The 24,449-nt window shown below is 72.6% G+C and carries 22 protein-coding genes; 17 read left to right on the top strand and 5 right to left on the bottom strand.

The annotated features are described in order from the left end of the window. Positions 1-80: 80 nt before the first annotated feature. Together I5Q34_RS28660 and I5Q34_RS28655 are read right to left on the bottom strand one after the other, a co-directional pair. Complete coding sequence (locus I5Q34_RS28660; protein ID WP_199895354.1) at positions 81-2,417, bottom strand: Tex family protein; 2,337 nt, start codon at positions 2,415-2,417, stop codon at positions 81-83. 661 nt (positions 2,418-3,078) lie between these two features. Then, complete coding sequence (locus I5Q34_RS28655; RefSeq protein ID WP_199895353.1) at positions 3,079-3,840, bottom strand: enoyl-CoA hydratase/isomerase family protein; 762 nt, start codon at positions 3,838-3,840, stop codon at positions 3,079-3,081. Between the two features lie 76 nt (positions 3,841-3,916). Here I5Q34_RS28655 and I5Q34_RS28650 point away from each other — a divergent pair, with 76 nt between their 5' ends. Both I5Q34_RS28650 and I5Q34_RS28645 read left to right on the top strand, forming a co-directional pair. After that, positions 3,917-4,594, top strand: coding sequence for an HdeD family acid-resistance protein (locus I5Q34_RS28650; protein ID WP_199895352.1), 678 nt, complete (start codon positions 3,917-3,919; stop codon positions 4,592-4,594). A gap of 129 nt (positions 4,595-4,723) precedes the next feature. Further along, positions 4,724-5,233 carry an ATP-binding protein gene (locus I5Q34_RS28645; RefSeq protein WP_199895351.1) on the top strand — a complete coding sequence of 170 codons (510 nt, stop codon included), beginning with the start codon at positions 4,724-4,726 and terminating at the stop codon, positions 5,231-5,233. Here the strand turns inward: I5Q34_RS28645 and idi are convergent. From idi to galE, 3 genes are all read right to left on the bottom strand, one after another. After that, entirely contained in the window at positions 5,208-5,852 is a 645-nt protein-coding gene (gene idi, locus I5Q34_RS28640) for an isopentenyl-diphosphate Delta-isomerase (protein WP_199895350.1), read from the bottom strand. The two genes, I5Q34_RS28645 and idi, sit on opposite strands and share 26 nt — an antisense overlap. 90 nt (positions 5,853-5,942) lie before the next feature. Further along, positions 5,943-6,884 carry a cation diffusion facilitator family transporter gene (locus I5Q34_RS28635; protein WP_199895349.1) on the bottom strand — a complete coding sequence of 314 codons (942 nt, stop codon included), beginning with the start codon at positions 6,882-6,884 and terminating at the stop codon, positions 5,943-5,945. Between the two features lie 169 nt (positions 6,885-7,053). Further along, positions 7,054-8,040, bottom strand: coding sequence for a UDP-glucose 4-epimerase GalE (gene galE / locus I5Q34_RS28630; RefSeq protein ID WP_199895348.1), 987 nt, complete (start codon positions 8,038-8,040; stop codon positions 7,054-7,056). Between the two features lie 284 nt (positions 8,041-8,324). Here galE and I5Q34_RS28625 point away from each other — a divergent pair, with 284 nt between their 5' ends. The 15 genes from I5Q34_RS28625 to I5Q34_RS28555 form a co-directional block, all read left to right on the top strand. Then, on the top strand, positions 8,325-10,148 hold the full coding sequence (locus I5Q34_RS28625) for a DUF5941 domain-containing protein (protein WP_199896030.1): 1,824 nt from the start codon (positions 8,325-8,327) through the stop codon (positions 10,146-10,148). Next, positions 10,145-10,882, top strand: coding sequence for a sugar phosphate nucleotidyltransferase (locus tag I5Q34_RS28620; protein ID WP_199895347.1), 738 nt, complete (start codon positions 10,145-10,147; stop codon positions 10,880-10,882). The genes I5Q34_RS28625 and I5Q34_RS28620 overlap by 4 nt, the downstream gene beginning before the upstream one ends. Continuing rightward, on the top strand, positions 10,870-11,931 hold the full coding sequence (locus I5Q34_RS28615) for an iron-containing alcohol dehydrogenase family protein (protein WP_199895346.1): 1,062 nt from the start codon (positions 10,870-10,872) through the stop codon (positions 11,929-11,931). Before I5Q34_RS28620 ends, I5Q34_RS28615 begins: the two co-directional genes overlap by 13 nt. Then, positions 11,909-12,688 (top strand): CDP-alcohol phosphatidyltransferase family protein, encoded by a 780-nt coding sequence (locus I5Q34_RS28610; RefSeq protein ID WP_199895345.1) that lies wholly within the window; start codon positions 11,909-11,911, stop codon positions 12,686-12,688. Before I5Q34_RS28615 ends, I5Q34_RS28610 begins: the two co-directional genes overlap by 23 nt. Next, a complete protein-coding gene (locus tag I5Q34_RS28605; RefSeq protein ID WP_199895344.1) occupies positions 12,685-13,581 on the top strand; it encodes a glycosyltransferase family 2 protein in 897 nt (298 codons plus the stop codon). Before I5Q34_RS28610 ends, I5Q34_RS28605 begins: the two co-directional genes overlap by 4 nt. A gap of 78 nt (positions 13,582-13,659) precedes the next feature. Beyond that, positions 13,660-14,595 carry an ABC transporter permease gene (locus I5Q34_RS28600; protein WP_199895343.1) on the top strand — a complete coding sequence of 312 codons (936 nt, stop codon included), beginning with the start codon at positions 13,660-13,662 and terminating at the stop codon, positions 14,593-14,595. Then, positions 14,588-15,364: an ABC transporter ATP-binding protein gene (locus I5Q34_RS28595; protein WP_199895342.1), complete on the top strand. Its 777-nt coding sequence runs from the start codon at positions 14,588-14,590 to the stop codon at positions 15,362-15,364. The genes I5Q34_RS28600 and I5Q34_RS28595 overlap by 8 nt, the downstream gene beginning before the upstream one ends. A gap of 411 nt (positions 15,365-15,775) precedes the next feature. Beyond that, a complete protein-coding gene (hpnC, locus tag I5Q34_RS28590) occupies positions 15,776-16,666 on the top strand; it encodes a squalene synthase HpnC (RefSeq protein WP_199895341.1) in 891 nt (296 codons plus the stop codon). Beyond that, complete coding sequence (hpnD, locus tag I5Q34_RS28585) at positions 16,663-17,622, top strand: presqualene diphosphate synthase HpnD (protein ID WP_199895340.1); 960 nt, start codon at positions 16,663-16,665, stop codon at positions 17,620-17,622. The genes hpnC and hpnD overlap by 4 nt, the downstream gene beginning before the upstream one ends. Positions 17,623-17,737: 115 nt before the next feature. Beyond that, positions 17,738-19,171: a hydroxysqualene dehydroxylase HpnE gene (gene hpnE / locus I5Q34_RS28580; RefSeq protein WP_199895339.1), complete on the top strand. Its 1,434-nt coding sequence runs from the start codon at positions 17,738-17,740 to the stop codon at positions 19,169-19,171. 70 nt (positions 19,172-19,241) lie between these two features. Next, on the top strand, positions 19,242-20,306 hold the full coding sequence (locus I5Q34_RS28575) for a polyprenyl synthetase family protein (protein WP_277965569.1): 1,065 nt from the start codon (positions 19,242-19,244) through the stop codon (positions 20,304-20,306). A 118-nt stretch (positions 20,307-20,424) separates the two neighbouring features. Then, the gene (gene shc, locus I5Q34_RS28570) at positions 20,425-22,452 is read left to right on the top strand and encodes a squalene--hopene cyclase (RefSeq protein WP_199895337.1); all 2,028 of its coding nucleotides are present in this window, start codon (positions 20,425-20,427) and stop codon (positions 22,450-22,452) included. Then, positions 22,452-23,108 carry a 1-hydroxy-2-methyl-2-butenyl 4-diphosphate reductase gene (locus I5Q34_RS28565; protein ID WP_199895336.1) on the top strand — a complete coding sequence of 219 codons (657 nt, stop codon included), beginning with the start codon at positions 22,452-22,454 and terminating at the stop codon, positions 23,106-23,108. The genes shc and I5Q34_RS28565 overlap by 1 nt, the downstream gene beginning before the upstream one ends. Before the next feature lie 5 nt (positions 23,109-23,113). Further along, complete coding sequence (gene hpnH, locus I5Q34_RS28560) at positions 23,114-24,136, top strand: adenosyl-hopene transferase HpnH (protein WP_199895335.1); 1,023 nt, start codon at positions 23,114-23,116, stop codon at positions 24,134-24,136. Positions 24,137-24,157: 21 nt separating this feature from the next. Continuing rightward, positions 24,158-24,449 (top strand): flavodoxin-dependent (E)-4-hydroxy-3-methylbut-2-enyl-diphosphate synthase (locus I5Q34_RS28555; RefSeq protein ID WP_234429679.1); only part of this gene is annotated, 292 nt, incomplete at its 3' end.

Below are 24,449 nucleotides of genomic sequence, written 5' to 3'. Positions count from 1 at the left end.
GAGGACTGGGGGTGCCCCCTCTGGGGGAGCGCGCAGCGTGCTGCTGCGGAAACGGTGAAAGGGCGGGGCGGGGAGAGAACTCAGCGGCGGCCCTCCGGCCGCACCAACCCCGCCCGCCGCAACGCGTCCGCCATCGCCCCGCCGGCCGCAGGCGCCGGCGCCTCCCGCCGAGGGCGGGGAGCGGCATTCCCCCGCCGCTGCTCCCGAGGAGCCCGCCCCGCGGCGGGCCGCGTCTCGTCCTCCAGCCGCAACGTCAAAGAAATCCGCTTCCGCGCGACATCCACCTCCAACACCTTCACCCGCACGATGTCCCCCGGCTTCACCACGTCCCGGGGATCCTTCACGAACGTCCGCGACATCGCCGACACGTGCACCAGACCGTCCTGGTGCACCCCGACGTCCACGAACGCCCCGAACGCCGCCACGTTCGTCACGACGCCCTCCAGCACCATCCCCGGCGCCAGGTCGCCGATCTTCTCGACGCCCTCCTTGAAGGTGGCCGTCCGGAACGCCGGGCGCGGGTCACGGCCCGGCTTCTCCAGCTCGCGCAGGATGTCGGTCACGGTCGGCAGGCCGAAGGAGTCGCTGACGAATTCCCCGGGGCGCAGCGAGCGCAGCACACCCGTGTCGCCGATGAGGGCGGCGACGTCGCCCCCGGTCCGCTTCGCCATCGCGCGGACCACCGGATACGCCTCGGGGTGGACGCTCGACCCGTCCAGCGGGTCGTCCCCGCCACGGATGCGCAGGAAGCCGGCGCACTGCTCGTACGCCTTGGGGCCGAGCCGGGAGACGTCCTTGAGCGCCCTGCGGGACCGGAAGGGGCCGTTCGCGTCGCGGTGGGCGACGATGTTCTCCGCGAGGGTGCCGCTGATGCCGGAGACGCGGGAGAGCAGCGGGGCCGAGGCCGTGTTGACGTCGACGCCGACGCCGTTGACGCAGTCCTCGACGACCGCGTCGAGCGAGCGCGAGAGCTTCACCTCGGACAGGTCGTGCTGGTACTGCCCGACGCCGATCGACTTGGGGTCGATCTTGACGAGCTCGGCCAGCGGGTCCTGGAGGCGCCGGGCGATGGAGACGGCGCCGCGCAGCGACACGTCCATCCCGGGCAGCTCCTGGGAGGCGAAGGCGGAGGCCGAGTAGACGGAGGCGCCGGCCTCGGAGACGACCACCTTGGTGAGCCCGAGCTCGGGGTGACGGGAGATCAGGTCGGCGGCCAGCCGGTCCGTCTCGCGCGAGGCGGTGCCGTTGCCGATGGCGACGAGCTCGACGCCGTGCTCCCGGGCGAGCCGGGCCAGCGTGGCCAGCGAGGCGTCCCACTTGTTCTGCGGGACGTGGGGGTAGATCGTCTCGGTCGCGGCCACCTTGCCGGTGGCGTCGACGACGGCGACCTTCACGCCCGTGCGGAAGCCGGGGTCGAGGCCCATCGTCGCGCGGGTGCCGGCGGGGGCGGCGAGCAGCAGATCCCGCAGGTTGGCGGCGAAGACGCGCACCGCCTCGTCCTCGGCGGCCTGGCGCAGCCGCAGCCGCAGGTCGATGCCGAGGTGGACGAGGATCCGGGTGCGCCAGGCCCAACGGACCGTGTCCGCCAGCCACTTGTCGCCCGGCCGGCCCCGGTCGGCGATGCCGAAGCGGCGCGCGACGGCCTGCTCGTACGCGCTCGGCCCGGCGACCCGCTCCCCGGCCTCCTCCGGCTCCAGCACCAGGTCGAGGACGTCCTCCTTCTCGCCGCGCAGCATGGCCAGCACCCGGTGCGAGGGCAGCTCGGTGAACGGCTCGGCGAAGTCGAAGTAGTCGGCGAACTTCGCGCCCGCTTCCTCCTTGCCCTCGCGCACCTTCGCCGCGAGCCGCCCGCGCGTCCACATCCGCTCGCGCAGCTCGCCGATGAGGTCCGCGTCCTCCGCGAAGCGCTCGGTGAGGATCGCCCGGGCGCCCTCCAGCGCGGCGGCCGCGTCCGCGACGCCTTTGTCCGTGTCGACGAAGGCGGCGGCCGCGGCGGCCGGCTCCGTGCCCGGGGCGGTCAGCAGCCCGTCGGCCAGCGGCTCCAGCCCCGCCTCGCGGGCGATCTGCGCCTTGGTGCGCCGCTTGGGCTTGAAGGGCAGGTAGATGTCCTCCAGGCGGGCCTTGGAGTCGGCCGCGCGGATCTGCGCTTCCAGCGCCGCGTCCAGCTTGCCCTGCGACCGCACGGACTCCAGCACCGCCGCCCGGCGGTCCTCCAACTCGCGCAGGTAGCGCAGCCGCTCCTCCAGGGTGCGCAGCTGCGCGTCGTCGAGCGCGCCCGTCGCCTCCTTGCGGTAGCGGGCGACGAACGGCACGGTCGCCCCGCCGTCGAGCAGCTCGACGGCCGCCTTCACCTGCCGTTCCTGAACGCCGAGTTCCCCGGCGATCCTGCTTTCGACCGACGCACCGTTAGCCGTCACGATCCTGCACCGCTTTCTCTTCGAGCTCTCCGAGCCGCGGACTGCATTGTGGCAGGTGCCTGTGACAACGCGGGCCGCACCGCCCCGGGAGCACCCGCCGGGGGCGCGGCGCCGCGCGGCAGGAAGGCGGGGAGCGCGTCATCGAGGCCGTCCCGGGATGCGGGGTCCGTGCGGACGGTGCCGGAGGAGCCGGTGAAGGAGGGGAGGGTGGTGCGGGGGAAGGGGTGGTGAGGCGTCGAGGCGTTCGTGCCCCGGCCCCGCCCTTTCACCGTTTCCTCCGGGGCAAGCCCCGGACCCGGCACCGCGCTTCGCGCAGCGAGCGGGGGCTCCGCCCCCTGCACCCCTGCCGGGGCTGCGCCCCTGGACACCCCACCGGGGCTCCGCCCCGGGCCCCCGAAGCGCCCCTTCATGCGCTGTCCTCAAGCCCCCCGGAGGGGGCGACCCCCAGACGGGCCGGATTTCGCGCCCGCACCGGATATCGCCCGCACACTTCAGCCCGTCCGGCGCTTGAGGACGAGCGGCGGAGCCGCGATGCGGGGTCCGGGGCGGAGCCCCGAAGGGGGTGCAGGGGGCGGAGCCCCCGCTCACCGCCCGGAGGGCGGTTCGGGGTCCGGGGCCTGCCCCGGTTCAGGGAAGGGGCGGGGTGGGGAGAGACCCCGACTCACCCGAACCGCGGAGCCCGCCGCTCCAGGAACGCCGCAACCCCCTCGGCCATATCCGCGTCCGCACGCGCCCGCTCCGCCCAGTAGGCGACCCGCTCAGCCGCAACCGCCCCGTTGACGAACTCCTTCGCCGCCCCCTGCGTCAGCGACGACCGCGACGCCAGCGTCCGCGCGAACTCCGCCACCCGCCCGTCCAGCGCGTCCGGCGCCCACACCTCGTCCACCAGCCCGGTGCGCAACGCCCGCTCCGTGCCGATGAGTTCGGCGGAGAAGAGCAGGTACTTGGCCGTCGCGGGGCCCACCAGCCGTGTCAGCCGGCGCGTCGAGGACGCGGCGTAGACGATGCCCAGCCGGGCGGGCGTGACGCCGAAGACCGCGCCGTCCGCAGCGAACCGCAGGTCGCACGCGGCGGCGAGCTGGCACCCGCCCCCGACGCAGTGCCCCCGCACGGCGGCCAGCGTCGGCTTGGGGAAGACGGCGAGCGCCTCCTCGGCGATCACGGCCAGTTCACGCGGGTCACCTCCGTCGGCGTCCCCGCCGTCGCCCCCGGCGAGGGAGGAGATGTCCGCGCCCGCGCAGAACGTGTCGCCCTCGCCCCTCAGCACCACCACCCGCACGGCGGGATCGGTGGCGCACCGGTCCAGGAGCGCGGGGAGGGAGCGCCACATGCCGGGAGTCATGGCGTTGCGCTTGGCGGGGTTGGCGATCCGGATCGTCGCCGTGCCGGCGCCGTCGAGATCCAGGTGCAGTGCGGGCTCCATGCGACGGATGCTAGCCGGATGCCGTCGGGAGCGGACGATCATATGATCGGGGCGGGGGCGCTGTGAGGAGGCCCTCATGAAAACCCCGAAGACCCCGACGACCCCGAAGACCTCGGAGAAACACCTCAGCCGCCGCTTCGGCGTGCTGGCCCTGCTCGGCGGGATCCTGGTCCTCGCCGGCCTGGTCGGCCTCGTCTACACCGGCTTCGCGACGCTCACCACGATGGTCCTCTTCGGCTGGCTGCTGCTGATCGGCGGGCTCGTCGGCCTGCTGCACGCCGTGCAGTCCAGGGACAGCGGGTTCTTCTGGCTCGCCGTGGTCGTGGCGGCGCTCAACATCGCGGCCGGTGTCGTGGTGCTGCGCCGCCCGGTGGTGGCGGCCGAGACGCTGACGATGTTCGCCGCGCTGCTCTTCCTCACCGGCGGCGTCTTCCGGCTGGCGGGCAGCCTGGTGGTGCGCGGGCCACAGTTCGGCTGGACGCTGCTGCAGGGTGTCTTCGGACTGCTGCTGGGCATCCTGGTGCTGGCCGACTGGCCGGCCAGCAGCCTGTACGTCATCGGCACGTTCTTCTCCCTCGCCCTGCTCTTCGACGGGCTGGGCCTGATCGCGACGGGAGTCGGCGGACGCCACGTCGTCCGCCTGGTGTCGGGCGGAAGAGGCGGCAGAGGCGGCGGCAGGGCCGGCGGCGGAGGAGGCCGCCGGCGAAGGACGGCAAGTGGTGATCAGGGCAGCCAGGAACAGTCGCGGGAGTGACCGCGGCATACGCACGCGATCAAATAGCGTCGATAGGCGGCGACTTCTGATCAGCGGTCCGGCGCGGACTGTGGTGTTCCCAACACTCGGCGTGTGCGGTGGAGCCACGGCGAGGGGTTGGTATCGGACATGGAGATCGTCGGGAGCGTCCCGCCCGAGCCGGGCCGGGCCGCGCCCCGCAAGCCCGCCGAGTGCGCCGGGTACGGCAGAACCTGGCGGTTCACGGCCCCCGCGCTCCCCTCCTCGGTGCCCCAGGCCCGGCACGGGGTCCACGACCTGATGCGGCGTCAGAAGGTGCCGCTGTGCCCCGACCGGCTGGACGGCCTGCTGCTGATCGTCTCCGAGCTGGTCACCAACGCCGTGCAGCACGCCGCCGTGCTCTCCCCGGAGGTCACCGTGGAGGTCTCCCTCGCCCCCGGGTGGGTGCGGGTGGCCGTCGAGGACGGCCACCCGTTCCGGCCCCGCCCCCTGGCCGCCGACGAGGAACGGACCGGCGGCCGGGGGCTGTTGCTGGTGCAGGCCGTGGTGGACGAGGCCGGCGGCAGGTGCGACGTCGAGCACACCCCCGGCGGCGGCAAGGTGGTCTGGGCCGCCCTGCCCTGCGGGACCGCGCCTACCAGCCCGCCCCGTCCCCGATGAGCTCGCGCACCGCCGGCCGCGCGGCGTCCAGCACCGTGGAGAACCACGCCGAGAACGTCACCTCGCCCATCAGCTTCTCCAGCTCGGCGGGGGTCACGAAGGCGGTGTCCTCGATCTCCTCGGGGTCGGGCTCCAGCCCGGCCCGCACGGTGCCCACGAAGAGGTGGTTGTACTCCTGCTCCACCAGCCCGGACAGCGGATCGGGGTGGTTGTAGCGCACGGTCCCGGCCTCGCGCAGCAGCGCGGGCGCCGCGCCGAGCTCCTCGGCGGTGCGGCGGGCGGCGGCCACGAAGGGCGGCTCGCCGGGGTACGGGTGCCCGCAGCAGGTGTTCGACCACACGCCGGGGGAGTGGTACTTGCCCAGCGCCCGGCGCTGGAGCAGCAGCCGGCCAGCGTCGTCGAAGAGGAAGACCGAGAAGGCACGGTGCAGCCGGCCGGGGGAGACGTGCGCGGCTAGCTTCTCGGCGGTGCCGATGGTTCTGCCGTCCTCGTCGACCAGCTCCAGCATGATCGGTTCAGCTGCTTCGGCAGAGGCGGCAGAGGCGGCAGAGGCGGCTTCGGCGGAGGCGGGGAGCGCGGCGGAACCGGCGGAGCGGCCCTCGGCTGATGAGATCGGCATTGACCATCCTCGGTGTTCGTCTTCGGCCTTCAGTCTGCCGTACGGCGTCGTGGCCACAACGGCAGACGTGTCAACGGGCCCGCGGCCCCGTCAGTGACAGAGCCCGGCCTCGTGCTCCGCGTACCCACCGGGCTCCAGCTGGAACGTGCAGTGCTCCACCGCGAAGTGGGTGCCCAGGCACCCCCGCAGGTCGTGCAGCATCTGCTCGTGCCCCGCGGCGTCCAGCGCCGTCCGGTCCACCACGACGTGCGCCGAGAGCACCGGCATCCCCGATGTGATCGTCCACACATGCAGGTCGTGCACGCCCCGCACCCCCGGCAGGTCCGTGATGTGCGCCCGGACCTCGTCCAGGTCGACGTCGCGCGGCGCCGCCTCCAGCAGCACGTCCAGCGCCTCCCGCAGCAGCTTCAGCGTCCTGGGCACGATCATCAGGCCGATCACCAGCGAGGCCACCGGGTCGGCCCGGGTCCAGCCGGTCGCCATGATCACCAGGGCGGCGACCACCACGGCGAACGAGCCGAGGGCGTCCGAGAGGACCTCCAGGAACGCCCCGCGCACATTGAGGCTCTCCTTCTGCCCGCGCATCAGCAGGGACAGCGACACCAGATTGGCGAACATGCCCACGAGGCCGAAGACGACGGTCGTGCCGCCCGGCACCGCCTCGGGCTCGGCAAGCCGCTGGACGGCCTCGACGAGGATGTAGCCGCCGACGCCGAGCAGCAGCAGACAGTTGAGCAGCGCCGCGAGGATCTCGGCCCGGGCGTAGCCGAAGGTGCGCCGCCCGCCGGGCGGCCGGTTGGCGAAGCGGATCGCCACCAGCGCCATCGAGACGCCCACCGCGTCCGTCGCCATGTGCCCGGCGTCCGCCAGCAGCGCCAGCGAACCGGTCAGGACGCTGCCGATGATCTCCGTGACCAGCACCGTGAGGGTGATCCCCAGCGCGATGCGCAGCCGGCCGCGATGGGCGGCCGCAGCGGTGCCGGTCGTCGGGGGCCGCCCGTGCGAGTGGCCGTGGTCGTGCCCTGCGCCCATGTGCGCCGCCTCCCGTGTGCCCGCCGGTCCCGGCCGGCGGGGGTGCCGGGCCGGGACCTCAGTGAACTACGGGCGGCAGGGGTCGGGCAACGCGACACCGAACACCGTTGTCATCCCCCTGACCTGCGAGGACGATGCGAGGATGACGCGAGGACGACGGAGGCGGCGATCAGTTCCCGCGCGCCCCGGGGTGGTGCAGGCACCAGCCCTCCCAGGCCGAGACGACCATGCTCCGCACGTCGTGCCGCGGGCTCCAGCCGAGCCGCCGCCCGATCAGGTCGTTCGCCGCCACGACGCGCGCCGGGTCACCCGGCCGGCGCGGGCGGTTCTCGGGCACGAGATCGGTGCGGCCGGTGACCTCGCCGATCAGGTCCGCCATCTCGCGCACCGACACCCCCCGGCCGGTGCCGACGTTCAGGGTGAGGTCGCCGGAGCCCGGGTGCTCGTCCAGCGCGCGGGCGGCGGCGAGGTGGGCGGTGGCGAGGTCCTCGATGTGGATGTAGTCGCGCACACAGGTGCCGTCGGGGGTGGCGTAGTCGTCACCGAAGACCAGCGGGCGCTCCCCGCGGGTGATCCGGTCGAACATCATCGGGATGATGTTGAACACACCGGTGTCGGCCAGCTCCGGCCGGGCCGCCCCCGCCACGTTGAAGTAGCGCAGACAGGCCGTGGAGATCCCGTGCGCGGCCCCCGCCGCCCGCACGAGCCACTCGCCCGCCAGCTTGGTCTCCCCGTAGGGGTTGATCGGGTGGCACGGCGTCTCCTCGGTGACGAGGTCCACGTCGGGCATGCCGTAGACGGCCGCGGAGGAGGAGAAGACGAAGCTCCGCACGCCCGCGTCCACCACCGCCTCCAGGAGCACGGTCAGCCCGTGCACGTTCTCCCGGTAGTAGAGCAGCGGCTTCTCGACCGACTCCCCGACCTGCTTCTTCGCCGCGAGGTGCACCACACCGGTGACGTCCAGCTCCTTCAGCGCCCGGTCCAGGACGGCCCGGTCGAGGACCGAGCCGCGCACCAGGGGCACCTCCGGCGGCAGGCGCTCCGCGCTGCCGTTGGACAGGTCGTCCAGGACGGCCACCCGTTCCCCGGCCTCGGTCATCGCCCGGGCGACGTGCGCCCCGATGTACCCGGCCCCGCCTGTGATCAGCCATGTCATGCACGGCACCCTAGACCAGTCGGGGCAGGGGACGGTTTTGTCCCGGACCGGCCTCCTCCGCCATGCTGGTTCTTCCCGCGTCCGGGAACCGGACGGGCTCCCCGGACGTCCTTACGGAGCCGGGCCCACCGGGTGCACGTGCGGTGAACGGGGCCTTCGAGTGATCCGATAGCCTCTGCCGGACGTGCCGCACGCCACCGACGCCGGGGCCTGCGCGGCACCACCGCTGCCCGGACACCTGCGCACCCGAGGCGGCCAGGCCCGCTTCCAAGGAGTGAGTTCGTCTGTCGACCGCCATCCTCACCGGTTTGCCGCCCGTCGGCTCCTCCCTGGAGGCCGACCTGCGCTCCCTGGGCTTCGACGTGCGCGTGGCGGACGGCGCCGCCGCGGTGGCCGCCGCCCTGGCGGCCCTCCCCACGGGCGACCGTGTCGCCCTGGTCGATCACCGTTTCGTGGGGCACGTCCACAGCCTCCGCCTGGCGCTGACCGACCCGCGCTTCCCGGCCGCCGCTGTACACGGCGCGCTCACCGCCCAGCCGGAGGCCCGGTCCGCGCTGCTGCGCGCCGCCTCCGCCCTCGACGACCGGTACGCGGACGCCCTGGTCGGCGCGCAGCCCGCCGCGCCCTCGTGGTCCGTGCCCGTCCTGCCCGACACCCTGGCCGCCGGCCTGGAGGCGGACGGCGTCGCCGTCCACCGCCCCGACCTCGGCGTCCTCGTCGCCGACGTCCCCGCGGACGGCCCGGCGCGCACCCGCGCGCAGGCGGCCGTCGCCGCGACCGACGACGAGGCCGTCCGGCTGCGCAGTGCCGTGAAGTCCCGCGACGGGTTCTTCACCACCTTCTGCATCAGCCCGTACTCCCGTTACATCGCCCGCTGGTGCGCCCGTCGTGGATTCACCCCCAACCAGGTGACGACGGCCTCGCTGCTGACGGCGCTGATCGCCGCCGCGTGCGCGGCGACCGGCACCCGGCCCGGCTTCGTGGCCGCCGGCCTGCTGCTGATCGCCTCGTTCGTGCTCGATTGCACCGACGGCCAGCTGGCCCGCTACTCCCTGCAGTACTCCACGCTCGGTGCCTGGCTCGACGCCACCTTCGACCGGGCCAAGGAGTACGCCTACTACGCGGGCCTGGCCCTGGGCGCGGCGCGCGGCGGGGAGGACGTCTGGGCCCTCGCGCTGGGCGCGATGGTCCTGCAGACGTGCCGGCACGTCGTCGACTTCTCCTTCAACGAGGCGAACCACGACGCCCAGGCCAACACCAGCCCCACCGCCGCCCTTTCGGGCCGCCTCGACAGCGTCGGCTGGACCGTGTGGGCCCGCCGCATGATCATCCTGCCGATCGGCGAACGCTGGGCGCTGATAGCGGTCCTCACCGCGCTCACCACCCCGCGCATCGTCTTCGTGGTGCTGCTGATCGGCTGCGCGCTCGCCGCCTGCTACACCACCGCGGGCCGCGTCCTGCGCTCGGTCACCCGCAGGGCGAGCCGTACGGACCGGGCCGCCCAGGCCTTGGCCGACCTCGCCGACTCGGGCTCGCTCGCGGAGACCGTCGCCCGGTTCGCCCGCGTCAAGGGAGCGGTGACCGCGCCGGTCCTCGCCCTGGCGGGCGGCGTGCTCCTCCTCACCCTGCTGTGGTGGAACTCCGGCGGCGTCTGGCCGCCGGTCGTCGGCGCCTGGCTCTACGTCGTCTTCGCCGGCCTCGCCGTCGCGTCCCCTCTCAAGGGCCCCCTCGACTGGCTGGTGCCGCCGATCTTCCGGGCCGCCGAGTATGTGACGATCCTCCTCCTCGCCGCCCGCTCGGACGCCCCCGGTGCGCTCCCCGCCGCGTTCGGCCTGGTGGCCGCGGTCGCCTACCATCACTACGACACGGTGTACCGCATCCGCGGCGGCACCGGAGCGCCCCCGCACTGGCTGGTGCGGATGACCGGCGGTCACGAGGGACGGGTCCTGGTGGTCACCCTCGCCGCCCTGGCGCAGAACCCGGGCTTCACCACCGTGCTGTGGGTCCTCACGGCCTACATCGCGCTCGCGGTGCTCATCGAGAGCGTCCGCTTCTGGGTGTCCTCCGGGGCGCCCGCAGTTCACGACGAAACAGGAGAACCCGCATGATCGGCCTCGTGCTGGCTGCCGGCGCCGGACGGCGTCTGCGCCCCTACACCGACACCCTGCCCAAGGCCCTGGTGCCGGTGGACGGCGAGACGACCGTCCTCGACCTGACCCTGGCCAACTTCGCGGAGGTCGGTCTGACCGAGGTCGCGATCGTGGTCGGCTACCGCAAGGAGGCCGTGTACGCGCGTCAGGCGGCGCTGGAGGAGAAGTACGGCCTCAAGCTCACCCTGATCGACAACGACAAGGCCGAGGAGTGGAACAACGCCTACTCCCTGTGGTGCGCCCGTGACGTGCTCGGCCGCGGTGTGATCCTCGCCAACGGCGACACCGTCCACCCGGTCTCCGTCGAGAAGACCCTGCTCGCCGCCCGCGGCGACGGCCAGAAGATCATCCTCGCCCTCGACACGGTGAAGAGCCTCGCCGACGAGGAGATGAAGGTCATCGTCGACGGCGAGAAGGGCGTCCAGAAGATCACCAAGCTGATGGACCCGGCGACCGCGACCGGTGAGTACATCGGCGTCACCCTGATCGAGCCCGAGGCCGCCGCCGAGCTCGCCGACGCCCTCAAGGCCACCTTCGAGAAGGACCCCGACCTCTACTACGAGGACGGCTACCAGGAGCTCGTCAACCGCGGCTTCAAGATCGACGTGGCCCCCATCGGCGACATCAAGTGGGTCGAGATCGACAACCACGACGACCTCGCCAAGGGCCGGGAGATCGCGTGCCAGTACTGACGAGGCTCATCCCCTCGCCGGTCGTCGTCGACATCAGGGCCGGAGCCCTGGACGATCTCGCGAGCGTCCTCGCGGACCAGCGGATCTCCAGCTCCGGCAAGCTGGCCGTCGCCATCAGCGGCGGCTCCGGGGCGGCGCTGCGCAAGCGGCTCGCCCCGGCGCTGCCCGGCGCCTCGTGGTACGAGGTGGGCGGCGGCACGCTCGACGACGCCATCAAGCTGGCCGACGCCATGAAGTCCGGCCACTACGACGCCGTGGTCGGCCTGGGCGGCGGCAAGATCATCGACTGTGCGAAGTTCGCCGCCGCGCGCATCGGCCTGCCGCTGGTCGCCGTCGCGACGAACCTGTCGCACGACGGCCTGTGCTCGCCCGTCGCCACCCTCGACAACGACGCGGGCCGCGGCTCGTACGGCGTGCCCAACCCCATCGCCGTCGTCATCGACCTCGACGTCATCCGCCGGGCCCCCGGCCGCTACGTGCGCTCGGGCATCGGGGACGCCATCTCCAACATCTCCGCCGTCGCGGACTGGGAGCTGGCCAACCGCGAGCGCGGCGAGGACATCGACGGCCTGGCCGCGGCCCTGGCCCGGCAGGCCGGTGAGGCCGTGCTGCGCCACCCCGGCAGCGTCGACGACGACGGGTTCCTCCAGGTGCTCGCCGAGGGCCTGGTCCTCACCGGCATCGCCATGTCCGTCGCCGGCGACAGCCGCCCGGCCTCCGGCGCCTGCCACGAGATCAACCACGCCTTCGACCTGCTCTACCCCAAGCGGGCCGCGCCGCACGGCGAACAGTGCGGCCTCGGCGCCGCCTTCGCGATGCACCTGCGCGGTGCCCGCGAGGAGTCCGCGCTGATGGTCCAGGCGCTGCGCCGGCACAAGCTGCCCGTGCTCCCCGGCGACATCGGCTTCACCGAGGACGAGTTCGTCCGCGCCGTGGAGTTCGCTCCGCAGACCCGGCCCGGGCGGTACACCATCCTGGAGCACCTCGACCTCTCCACCGACCAGATCAGGGACGCATACGCCGACTATGCAGAAACCGTCAGTCGCTGAACTGCGCCCGGTCGTCCACCCCGTGGGTGTGAAGGACCGGCGCAGCGGTGAGCACTGGGCCGGCCGCCTCTACATGCGGGAGATCTCGCTGCGGGTGGACCGGCACCTGGTGAACACCAGGGTGACGCCCAACCAGCTCACCTACCTGATGACCGTCGCGGGCGTCCTCGCGGCCCCGGCCCTGCTGGTGCCCGGGATCGCGGGCGCCGTGCTCGGCGTGGTCGCGGTCCAGCTCTACCTGCTGCTGGACTGCGTCGACGGCGAGATCGCCCGCTGGAAGAAGCAGTACTCGATGTCCGGGGTGTACCTGGACCGGGTCGGCGCCTACCTGTGCGACGCCGCGGTCCTGGTCGGCCTGGGCCTGCGCGCCGCCGATCTCTGGGGCGGCGGCCGGACCGACTGGCTGTGGGCCTTCCTCGGCACCCTCGCCGCGCTCGGCGCCGTCCTGATCAAGGCCGAGACCGACCTCGTCGGCGTCGCCCGGCACCAGCAGGGCCTGCCGCCGGTCAAGGAGGCCGCGGCCGAGCCGCGTTCCTCCGGCATGGCGCTGGCCCGCAAGGCCGCCGCGGCACTGAAGTTCCACCGGCTGATCCTCGGGATCGAGGCGTCCCTGCTGATCCTGCTCCTCGCGCTCGTGGACGCGGCCCGGGGGGACCTCTTCTTCACCCGCCTCGGCACGGCCGTCCTCGCCGGGATCGCGATCCTGCAGACGCTGCTGCACCTCGTGTCCATCCTCGCCTCGAGCAGGCTGCGATGAGCGCCGGGGGCCTGAAGGTCGGCGCGGTCGTCCTCACCATGGGCAACCGCCCCGACGAGCTGCGCGCGCTGCTGGAGTCGGTCGCCAAGCAGACCGGCGACCCGGTCGAGGTCGTCCTTGTCGGCAACGGCTCGCCGCTGCCGGAGGTCTCCGTCCCCGGGCTGAGCGTCCGCACCGTCGAGCTGCCCGAGAACGTGGGCATCCCGGCCGGCCGCAACGTCGGCATCGAGGCGTTCGGCCCGGCCGGCCGTGACGTGGACGTCCTGCTGTTCCTCGACGACGACGGGCTGCTGCCGAACCAGGACACGGCCCAGCTGTGCCGCGAGGCGTTCGCCGCCGATCCGAAGCTCGGCATCATCAGCTTCCGCATCGCCGACCCCGACACCGGGGTCACCCAGCGCCGCCACGTCCCGCGGCTGCGCGCCTCGGACCCACTGCGCTCCTCGCGCGTGACGACCTTCCTCGGCGGCGCCAACGCGGCCCGCACCCGGGTCTTCGCCGAGGCCGGCCTGCTGCCGGACGACTTCTTCTACGCCCACGAGGAGACCGACCTCGCCTGGCGGGCGCTGGACGCGGGCTGGATGATCGACTACCGGGCGGACATGGTCCTGCACCACCCGACCACCGCCCCCAGCAGGCACGCGGTCTACCACCGCATGGTCGCCCGCAACCGGGTCTGGCTGGCCCGCCGCAACCTCCCCGCGCCCCTGGTCCCGGTCTACCTCGGCGTGTGGATGCTGCTCACCCTGGCCCGCAAGCCCTCGGGCCCGGCGCTGCGCGCCTGGTTCGGCGGCTTCAAGGAGGGCTGGTCGACGCCGTGCGGTCCACGCCGGCCCATGAAGTGGCGTACCGTGTGGCGCCTGACCCGGCTGGGCCGCCCGCCGGTGATCTGACAAGCTCGTGTCTGAGAGCATCGGGCGCTGCCGGGGACCCCTCCCCGGCAGCGCACCTTGAGGACGAAAGTGTCAACAGTGAGCGAGACAACGCACGACAGTGCGGTCGCCATGAGTGCTGCGCCATCACCCGACGACGGCCTGTCCGCCGCCGAGCTGGCGCGGAAGTACGGCCTGGCGGTCAGCGGCGCCCGCCCGTCGCTGCCGGAGTACGTCCGGCAGCTCTGGGAGCGGCGGCACTTCATCCTGGCCTTCTCCCGGGCGAAGATGACGGCCCAGTACAGCAAGGCCAAGCTGGGCCAGCTCTGGCACGTGGCCACGCCCCTGCTCAACGCCATGGTCTACCTGCTGATCTTCGGCGTGCTGATGCAGCAGAGCAAGGGCATGGGGATGCGCAACTACATCCCCTTCCTGGTGACGGGTGTGTTCGTCTTCACCTTCACCCAGAACTCGGCGCTGTCCGGCGTGCGCGCCATCGCGGGCAACCTCGGGCTGGTGCGCGCCCTGCACTTCCCGAGGGCGGCGCTGCCCGTCTCCTTCGCACTCCAGCAGCTCCAGCAGCTGCTGTTCTCCATGTGCGTGGTCTTCGTCTTCCTGCTCGGCTTCGGGCACATGCCCGCGGCGTCGTGGGTGCTGATCCTGCCGGTGCTGGCGTTCCAGTTCGTCTTCAACACCGGCCTGGCGATGGTGCTGGCCCGGCTGGGCAGCAAGACCCCGGACCTGGCGCAGCTCCTGCCGTTCATCCTGCGGACGTGGATGTACGCGTCCGGCGTGATGTACAACATGGTCGAGGCGCTCAAGAAGGCGCACGCGCCGGAGTGGCTGATCGACGTGCTGGGGGCCAACCCGGCCGCCGTCTACATCGACCTGATGCGCTACGCCCTGATCGACGGCTACGGCGCGGACCGGCTGCCGCCGCACGTCTGGCTGCTCGCGGCCGGCTGGGCGGTGCTCGTCGGAGCCGGGGGCTTCGTGTACTTCTGGAAGGCTGAGGAGCAGTACGGCCGTGGCTGATCAGAACACCGCACGTGTCCCCACCGTCATCGCGGACGACGTCCACATCGTCTACCGCGTCTACGGCGGCGCCGGCGGTCGCGGCAGCGCCACCGCCGCCCTGAACCGCATCATCAAGCGCACCCCGAACGCCGGCGTCCGCGAGGTGCACGCCGTCAAGGGTGTGAGCTTCACCGCGTACCGCGGCCAGGCCATCGGCCTCATCGGCTCCAACGGCTCGGGCAAGTCCACCCTGCTCAAGGCGATCGCCGGGCTGCTGCCCACCGAGAGCGGCAAGGTCTACACCGACGGCCAGCCCTCGCTGCTGGGCGTCAACGCCGCGATGATGAACGACCTGACCGGCGAGCGGAACGTCATCCTGGGCGGTCTCGCCATGGGCATGTCCCGCGAGGAGATCCGCAGCCGGTACCAGGGGATCGTCGACTTCTCGGGCATCAACGAGAAGGGCGACTTCATCACGCTGCCGATGCGGACCTACTCCTCCGGCATGGCGGCCCGGCTGCGCTTCTCCATCGCCGCGGCCAAGGACCACGACGTGCTGATGATCGACGAGGCGCTGGCCACCGGCGACCGTTCGTTCCAGAAGCGCTCCGAGGCCCGCGTCCGCGAGCTCCGCGAGGAGGCCGGCACCGTCTTCCTCGTGAGCCACAACAACCGCTCGATCCGCGACACCTGCGACCGGGTCCTGTGGCTGGAGCGCGGTGAGCTGCTGATGGACGGACCCACCGACGAGGTGGTCCGGGCGTACGAGAAGGAGACCGCCCGCTGACCGCGGGCGCCCCGTCCGGCGACGAGGCCCCTGCCGCCGCACCGGCGGCACGGGGCCTCGATCGTTCCTCGCTGTGCGAAGTGACACCAACCGGCATATCGGCTGGGTCGTGCCTCGAACGGCGTGGCATTGTATGGATCAAGCACGGACCTCGGCGAAGGCCGGACTCCTGTACGGCGTACGCTGTACCGTGCTCGGGCGGCACCCGCACCGTAGGAGCGGTGCGTCATGGTGCTGCGGCGGGGCGGCTTCCGGGGGAGCCAGGGCGGGAGGTCGCGCTGCGGCGTGTCCGAAATAGGATGTTCTGGGTCGGCAGTGTAGAACGGGAGATGTGACGGCGATGGCTGTATGGGCAGCGAGGCCTCTCCAGATCAGAGGCGCGTCCGTCGTCTTTGGTCCGGGCAGCCCGCGATGACCGCGGGGACGGACGCGCACGCGCGTGCCGTGCTCGACAAGGCCGCGCACGAGAACTTCCCGGTCGCCCCCTTCTTCCTGCCGCGCCGCTGGCGGGGCGATCTGATGGCCGTCTACGGATACGCCCGCCTCGTCGACGACATCGGCGACGGCGACCTCGCCCCCGGTGGCCGCGACGCCGAGCTGCTGGGACTCGACCGCGAGCAGGTTCACGACCGGCTCGCCATGCTCGACGCCTTCGAGGCCGACCTGCGGCGGGTCTTCTCCGCCACCGGCCCGGGCCCCCGCCATCCCCTGCTGCTGCGGCTGCGGCCCACCGTCCGCCGGTGCGGCCTGACGCCCGAGCCCTTCCTCGGCCTCATCGAGGCCAACCGCCAGGACCAGAGGGTGCGCCGCTACGCCACCTACGCGGACCTCGCGGCCTACTGCGAGCTGTCGGCGAACCCCGTCGGCCGGCTCGTCCTCGGCATCACCGGTACGGAGAGCCCCGAGCGGATCCGCCGCTCGGACGCGGTCTGCACCGCCCTGCAGATCGTCGAACACCTCCAGGACGTGGCCGAGGACCTCGGCCGCGACCGCATCTACCTCCCGGCCGAGGACATGGAACGCTTCCGGGTCGGCGAGGCCGACCTCGCGCGGCCCACCGGTGGCGCGTCGGTGCGCGCCCTGGTCGCGTACGAGGCGGAACGCGCCCACGACCTGCTGAATGAAGGCACCCCCCTGGTGGGTAGCGTCCACGGCAGGCTGAAGCTGTTGCTCGCGGGGTTCGTGGGCGGGGGGAGGGCCGCGCTCCGCGCGGTCGCCGCGGCAGGGCACGACGTACTTCCCGGACCGCCCAAGCCCACCAGGCTGGGCCTGCTGCGCGAGGTGGGGGCGACACTGCGATGAGAGGGGTGAGCGGGACCGTGACCGGAACGCCACACGCGTCCGCGCCGGTACTCGCCGCGTACAGCTACTGCGAGGCCGTCACCGGACGGCAGGCCGGCAACTTCAGCTATGGCATCAGGCTCCTGCCCACCGCGAAGCGGCGGGCCATGTCGGCGCTCTACGCGTTCTCGCGGCGCATCGACGACATCGGGGACGGCCCGCTGGACGACGAGGCCAAGCGGCTCCGGCTGGAGGAGACGCGCGCTGTGCTCGGCAGGATAAGGGACGGCGAGGTCGACGAGGACGACACCGATCCGGTGGCCGTCGCGCTGGCGCATGCCTCGCGCCGTTTTCCCCTTCCGCTCGGCGCGCTGGACGAACTGATCGACGGCGTCCAGATGGACGTTCGTGGCCAGACCTACGAGACCTGGGACGACCTGGCCGTGTACTGCCAGTGCGTCGCGGGCTCCATCGGCCGGCTCTCGCTCGGCGTGTTCGGTGTCGTGCCCGGCGCGCGTGACGCCGAACGCGCCTCCGAGTACGCCAACACCCTGGGGCTGGCCCTCCAGCTCACCAACATCCTGCGTGATGTGCGGGAGGACGCGGCCAACGGCCGTACCTACCTGCCCTCCGACGACCTCGCGAAGTTCGGCTGCTCCGCCGGCTTCGGCTCGCCCGTGCCGCCGCCCGGCGCTGACTTCACCGGCCTGGTGGCCTTCGAAGTCCGGCGCGCCCGCGCCCTGTTCGCCGAGGGCATGCGGCTGCTGCCGATGCTCGACCGGCGCAGCGGCGCCTGCGTCGCCGCCATGTCCGGCATCTACCGCCGGCTGCTGGAGCGCATCGCCGAGACGCCGCAGGCCGTGCTGCGCGGCCGGGTCTCGCTGCCCGGCCGGGAGAAGGCGCTGGTGGCCGTGCGCGGTCTGTCCGGCTACGACGCGCGCAGCGTGCACCGGCAGACCGCCAGGGGGCGCGCCTGATGGCCCCGGCCCGCGCCGGCGGGCGCCCGGCGGACCGGCAGTCACCTGGGACGACGGGCGGTGCAACCCTCCGCACCGCGGGCGCGTCCCTGACATCGACCAAGGGGGTGGGATCATGACCGAGCGTTCCACGGACGTGGCCGGCCGTCCCGAGGGGGCGGCCGCGGTGGTGATCGGGGGCGGCCTCGCCGGCGTCACGGCGGCGCTCCGCCTCGCCGACGCCGGGCTGCGCGTCACCCTGCTGGAGGGGCGCCCCCGCCTGGGCGGCCTCGCCTTCTCCTTCCGCCGCGGCGAGCTCACCGTCGACAACGGCCAGCACGTCTTCCTGCGCTGCTGCACCGCCTACCGCGGGTTCCTCGACCGGATCTCGGCGAGCCACCTGGCCACCCTCCAGGACCGGCTCGACGTGCCCGTCCTCGACGTCGCGCACCGTTCGGGCCGGCTGCGGCCGGGCCGGCTGCGCCGCAGTGCGCTGCCTGTGCCCCTGCACCTGGCGGCGAGCCTGGCCACGTACCCGCACCTGTCGCCCGCCGAGCGGGTGGGGGTGGGGCGCGCCGCGCTCGCGCTGCGCGGGCTCGACCCGGCCGATCCGGCGCTCGACGACGTGGACTTCGCGACCTGGCTGCACCGGCACGGGCAGTCGGCCCGTACGGTCGAGGCGCTGTGGGACCTCGTCGGCGTGGCCACGCTGAACGCCACCGCCGACCAGGCGTCGCTGGGGCTGGCCGCCATGGTCTTCAAGACCGGGCTGCTCTCGGAGCCCGGGGCCGCCGACATCGGCTGGGCGAGCGTTCCGCTCGGCGAGCTGCACGACGTGCGGGCCCGCGCCGCCCTGGAGAAGGCCGGGGTGCGGGTGGCGCTGCGCACCCGCGTCACCGGGATCGTCCGCGACGCGGACGGCGTCTGGCAGGTGGACACCGAGTCCGGGCCCGGCGGGGCCGAGCGGCTGGCCGCCGGCACGGTCGTGCTCGCCGTCCCGCAGCGCGAGGCCCACGCCCTGCTGCCCAAGGGCGCGCTGCCCGACCCCGACCGGCTGCTCAGGATCGACACGGCGCCGATCCTCAACCTGCATGTGATTTACGACCGTAAAGTTCTGCGGCAGCCGTTCTTCGCGGCCCTCGGCACCCCCGTGCAGTGGGTCTTCGACCGCACGCATTCCTCGGGGCTGGCGTCCCGTTCCGGGCACGGGCAGTACCTGGCGGTGTCCCAGTCGGCCGCGCAGGACGACATCGACCGGCCCGTGGCCGAGCTGCGGGCGCGCTATCTGCCCGAGCTGGAGCGGCTGTTGCCCGCCGCCCGCGGCGCCGGGGTGCGCGACTTCTTCGTGACCCGGGAGCGGACGGCGACGTTCGCCCCCGCTCCGGGCGTCGGCCGGCTGCGGCCGGGCGCCCGTACCGACGCGCCCGGCCTCTTCCTGGCCGGTGCGTGGACCGCCACCGGCTGGCCCGCGACGATGGAGGGCGCCGTGCGCAGTGGTCACAGCGCCGCGGACGCGGCCCTCTCCGGGCCCGGCCGGGCCAGTCGCCGTCCCGAGCGGGAGGCGGTTTGACCCAGCGAGCCACCCAGGCGTGCGTCCCCCGAACGGGGCGCGCGTGAGCACGATCACCAGAGGAGAGACCGTGACTTCGGCGATCCCAGCATGCGACACCGGGGACGTCAGCGCCCTGCTGGAGCGCGGACGGACGCTAGCCACGCCGGTGTTGCGTGCCGCCGTGAACCGGCTCGCGGCGCCCATGGACACCGTCGCCGCCTACCACTTCGGCTGGATCGACGCCGACGGCCGGCCCGCCCACGGCGACAGCGGCAAGGCCGTCCGTCCCGCCCTCGCGCTGCTGTCGGCGGAGGCGGCCGGCGCCTCGCCCGAGACCGGTGTCCCCGGCGCCGTCGCCGTGGAACTCGTGCACAACTTCTCGCTGTTGCACGACGACCTGATGGACGGCGACGAGCAGCGCCGGCACCGCGACACGGTCTGGAAGCTGCACGGTCCGGCCCAGGCCATCCTCGTCGGTGACGCGCTCTTCGCGCTCGCGAACGAAGTGCTGCTGGAGCTGGGCACGGCCGAGGCCGGGCGGGCCACCCGCCGGCTGACCACCGCGACCCGCAAGCTGATCGACGGCCAGGCCCAGGACATCTCGTACGAGCACCGCGAGCGCGTGACCGTGCAGGAGTGCCTGGAGATGGAGGGCAACAAGACCGGCGCCCTGCTCGCCTGCGCCGCCTCCATCGGCGCGGTACTCGGCGGCGCCGACGACCGCACGGCCGACGTCCTGGAGGCGTACGGCTACCACATGGGCCTGGCCTTCCAGGCCGTGGACGACCTGCTCGGCATCTGGGGCGACCCGGAGTCCACCGGCAAGCAGACCTGGAGCGACCTGCGCCAGCGCAAGAAGTCCCTGCCGGTGGTCGCCGCCCTGGACGCCGGCGGTCCCGCCTCCGAGCGGCTCGCCACCATCCTCGCGGAGGACGCCAAGCTCACCGACGCCCAGCTGGCCGACTTCGACGAGGAAGAATTCGCCAGCCGCGCGGCGTTGATCGAGGAGGCCGGCGGCCGGGAGTGGACCTCGCACGAGGCCCGCCGGCAGCACGCCACCGCGATCGAGGCGCTCGACGGAGTTGACATTCCCTCCGCCGTCCGGGCGCAGCTCGTCGCCCTGTCGGACTTCGTTGTAGTACGAAAGAGATGATGAGTATTCACCCGAACTAGCCATCGCGGTCGCCGGTCGGCGCCAGCTCGCGTCGGCCGACGGAAACCCCAGGTACGGCAGTACGGCAGAGAAGCAACTCACTGCATTAGGGGAATTCATGACAGCGACGACCGACGGCGCCGGGACGGCGCCGTCCCGAGCGGCCGAGGACGGCCACAGCGCGACCACGCTTTCCGGAATCGCGGTACCCGACGCGGCCGGGGGGACACCGGCCGTGCGGGAGGCAGCCGAGCGGGCCACCGCCCGCGCGGTGCAGCACCTGTTGTCCCGCCAGGACGAGCGCGGCTGGTGGAAGGGCGACCTGGAGACGAACGTCACCATGGACGCCGAGGACCTGCTGCTCCGTCAGTTCCTGGGCATCGGGGACGAGGACACCACCCGGGCCGCCGCCCGGTTCATCCGTTCGCAGCAGAAGCCCGACGGCACCTGGGCCACCTTCCACGGCGGCCCCGGCGAACTGTCCGCCACCGTCGAGGCGTACGTGGCGCTGCGGCTCGCCGGCGACACCCCCGGGCAGGACCACATGGCCGCCGCCTCGGCCTGGGTCCGCGAGCAGGGCGGCATCGCCGCCACCCGGGTCTTCACCCGGGTCTGGCTGGCCCTCTTCGGCTGGTGGCGGTGGGAGGACCTCCCCGAAATGCCGCCGGAAATCATGTACTTGCCGAAGTGGGTCCCGCTCAACATCTACGACTTCGGCTGCTGGGCCCGGCAGACCATCGTGCCGCTCACCGTCGTCGGCGCCCACCGCCCGGTGCGCCCGGCGCCCTTCGGCCTCGACGAGCTGCACGCCGACCCGCGCCGGCCCAATCCGCCGCGCCCCCTGGCCCCGCCGACCACCTGGGACGGCTTCTTCCAGCGCCTGGACAAGGCCCTGCACGCCTACCGCAGGGTCAACATCGCCCCGCTGCGCCGCGCGGCCATGAACGCCGCCTCCCGCTGGATCATCGAGCGCCAGGAGAACGACGGCGCCTGGGGCGGCATCCAGCCCCCCGCCGTCTACTCCATCATCGCGCTGCACCTGCTCGGCTACGACCTGGACCACCCGGTGCTGCGCGCGGGGCTCGAGTCGCTGGACCGTTTCGCCGTGTGGAGCAAGTCGGAGGACGGCGAGCCCGTCCGCATGATCGAGGCGTGCCAGTCCCCGGTGTGGGACACCTGCCTGGCCACCGTCGCCCTCGCCGACGCGGGGCTGGAGCCCGACCATCCGGCGCTGGTCAAGGCGGCCGACTGGATGCTGGACGAGCAGATCACCCGGCCCGGCGACTGGTCCGTGCGCCGCCCCGAACTCCCCTCCGGGGGCTGGGCGTTCGAGTTCGAGAACGACAACTACCCGGACATCGACGACACCGCCGAGGTGGTGCTCGCACTCAAGCGGGTGCGCCACCCGCAGCCGCGCCGCGTCGAGGCGGCCGTCGAGCGGGCCGTGCGGTGGACCGAGGGCATGCAGTCGCGGAACGGCGCCTGGGGCGCCTTCGACGTCGACAACACCAGCCCCTTCCCCAACCGGCTGCCGTTCTGCGACTTCGGCGAGGTCATCGACCCGCCCTCCGCGGACGTGACGGCCCACGTGGTGGAGGCACTGGCCGTGCTCGGCCGGCAGCACGGCGAACGCGCCCGGCGCGGCATCGAGTACCTGCTGGCCGAACAGGAGGAGAGCGGCGCCTGGTTCGGCCGCTGGGGCGTCAACTACGTCTACGGCACCGGCGCCGCCGTCCCCGCCCTCGTCGCGGCCGGACTGCCCGCCTCCCACCCGGCGATCCGCCGCGCGGTCCGCTGGCTGGAGGGCATCCAGAACGGCGACGGCGGCTGGGGCGAGGACCTGCGCTCCTACCGCGACCCCGACTGGATCGGCCGCGGCGACTCCACCGCCTCGCAGACCGCCTGGGCCCTGCTGGCCCTGCTGGCCGCGGGCGAGCGCGACGGCGAGGCCGTCCGGCGCGGCGTGGAATTCCTCGCCAGCACCCAGCGCGAGGACGGGTCCTGGGACGAGCCGTACTTCACCGGTACCGGATTCCCCTGGGACTTCTCCATCAACTACCACCTGTACCGCCAGGTGTTCCCGCTCACGGCCCTCGGCCGCTATCTCCACGGGGACCCCGTCACAGCAGGTCACCGGGAGGACTGATGGACCCGGGCACGGAACCGCCGCCGGCACCGCTGCTGATCGCCTGTGCGCTCGGCATCGAACGGCTCGCCCTGCGCGGCGGGTTGCGCGGTGCCCACGGCGCCGCGACGATCCTGCGGACCGGCATGGGCCCGCAGGCGGCGGACCGTGCCGTGACGCGCGCGCTCGGCGGGGACGGCGGCCACGCCGCCCTCGCCGACGCCGCGGTGATCGCCACCGGCTTCTGCGCCGGTCTCGCCCCCGGGATGCACCCGGGGGACCTGGTTGTCGCCGACGAGACCCGGGACCGTGAGGGACGCATCGACTGCGTCGGCGTGGAGTTGCTGGCCAAGGAGCTTGCGCGAGCGGTACCCAGGCGGATGATCCACACCGGGCCGCTGGTAGGTTCCGATCACGTGGTGCGCGGGGCGGAACGATCCGCCCTGCACGTCGCGGGCGCCCTCGCGGTGGACATGGAGTCCGCCGCAACGCTCAGAAGCGCCGTCCGGGCGGGCACGCGCCCGGTTGCGGCCGTCCGGGTGGTCGTGGACGCTCCAGAACATGAGCTTGTCCGGATCGGGACGCTGCGCGGTGGAATATCGGCATTCCGCGTGCTGCGCACCGTCCTGCCGGCCTTTTTTGCTTGGCACCGATCGTTGCTGCTCCCCAGGAGGTGAGCCAGATGGCAATGCCGCTCCGACAGACCATCCGCGTAGGGACCTATCTCGCTGAACAGAAGCTGCGCAAGCGCGAAAAGTTCCCCCTGATTGTCGAACTGGAACCGCTCTTCGCGTGCAACCTCAAGTGCGAGGGCTGCGGCAAGATTCAGCACCCGGCGGGAATCCTCAAGCAGCGGATGCCCGTTGCCCAGGCCGTCGGCGCGGTACTGGAATCCGGTGCGCCCATGGTGTCGATCGCCGGCGGCGAACCGCTGATGCACCCTCAGATCGACGAGATCGTCCGGCAGTTGGTGGCGAAGCGGAAATACGTCTTCCTTTGCACCAACGCCATGCTGCTGCGCAAGAAGATCGAAAAGTTCACGCCCTCCCCGTACTTCGCGTTCGCGGTGCACATCGACGGTCTGCGGGAGCGGCACGACCAGTCGGTGGCCAAGGAGGGCGTCTTCGACGAGGCGGTGGCGGCCATCAAGGAGGCCAAGCGGCGCGGCTTCCGGGTCACCACCAACTCGACCTTCTTCAACACCGACACTCCCCAGACCATCGTCGAGGTCCTCAACTACCTCAATGACGACCTGAAGGTGGACGAGATGATGATCTCGCCCGCCTACGCCTACGAAAAGGCCCCGGACCAGGACCACTTCCTCGGCGTCAGGGAGACCCGCGAGCTGTTCGCCAAGGCGTTCGCGGGCGGCAACCGCAAGCGCTGGAGGCTCAACCACAGCCCGCTCTTCCTGGACTTCCTGGAGGGCAAGGCCGACTTCCCCTGCACCGCGTGGGCCATTCCCAACTACTCGCTCTTCGGCTGGCAGCGCCCCTGCTACCTGATGAGCGACGGGTACGTGCCCACGTACCGGCAACTGGTCGAGGAGACCGACTGGGACAAGTACGGCCGGGGCAAGGACCCGCGCTGCGACAACTGCATGGCGCACTGCGGCTACGAGCCCACCGCCGTCCTGGCCACCATGGGCTCCCTCAAGGAGTCCCTGCGGGCGATGCGCGAGACGGTCGCCGGGAACAAGGAATAAGGGAATAAAGGACTGATGACCATGTCCCTTGTGGAACCGGTGGTGTTGGGGGTGCCGTCCGTTCCGACCAAGCTGGCCGACCGCAGGGTCAGCCGGCGGATCCAGGTCGGTTCCGTGGCCGTCGGAGGCGACGCCCCTGTGTCGGTGCAGTCGATGACGACGACGCGGACGTCGGACATCGGCGCGACGTTGCAGCAGATCGCGGAGCTGACGGCGTCGGGCTGTCAGATCGTGCGGGTGGCGTGTCCGACGCAGGATGACGCGGACGCGTTGAAGGTGATCGCGGCGAAGTCGCAGATTCCGGTGATCGCGG

Origin of the sequence: Streptomyces sp. AV19 (assembly GCF_015999245.1) — a bacterium.
Lineage (GTDB): Bacteria > Actinomycetota > Actinomycetes > Streptomycetales > Streptomycetaceae > Streptomyces.
The sequence above is the reverse complement of the archived record's forward strand: the minus strand, read 5'-3'. Positions and strand labels throughout refer to the sequence as shown.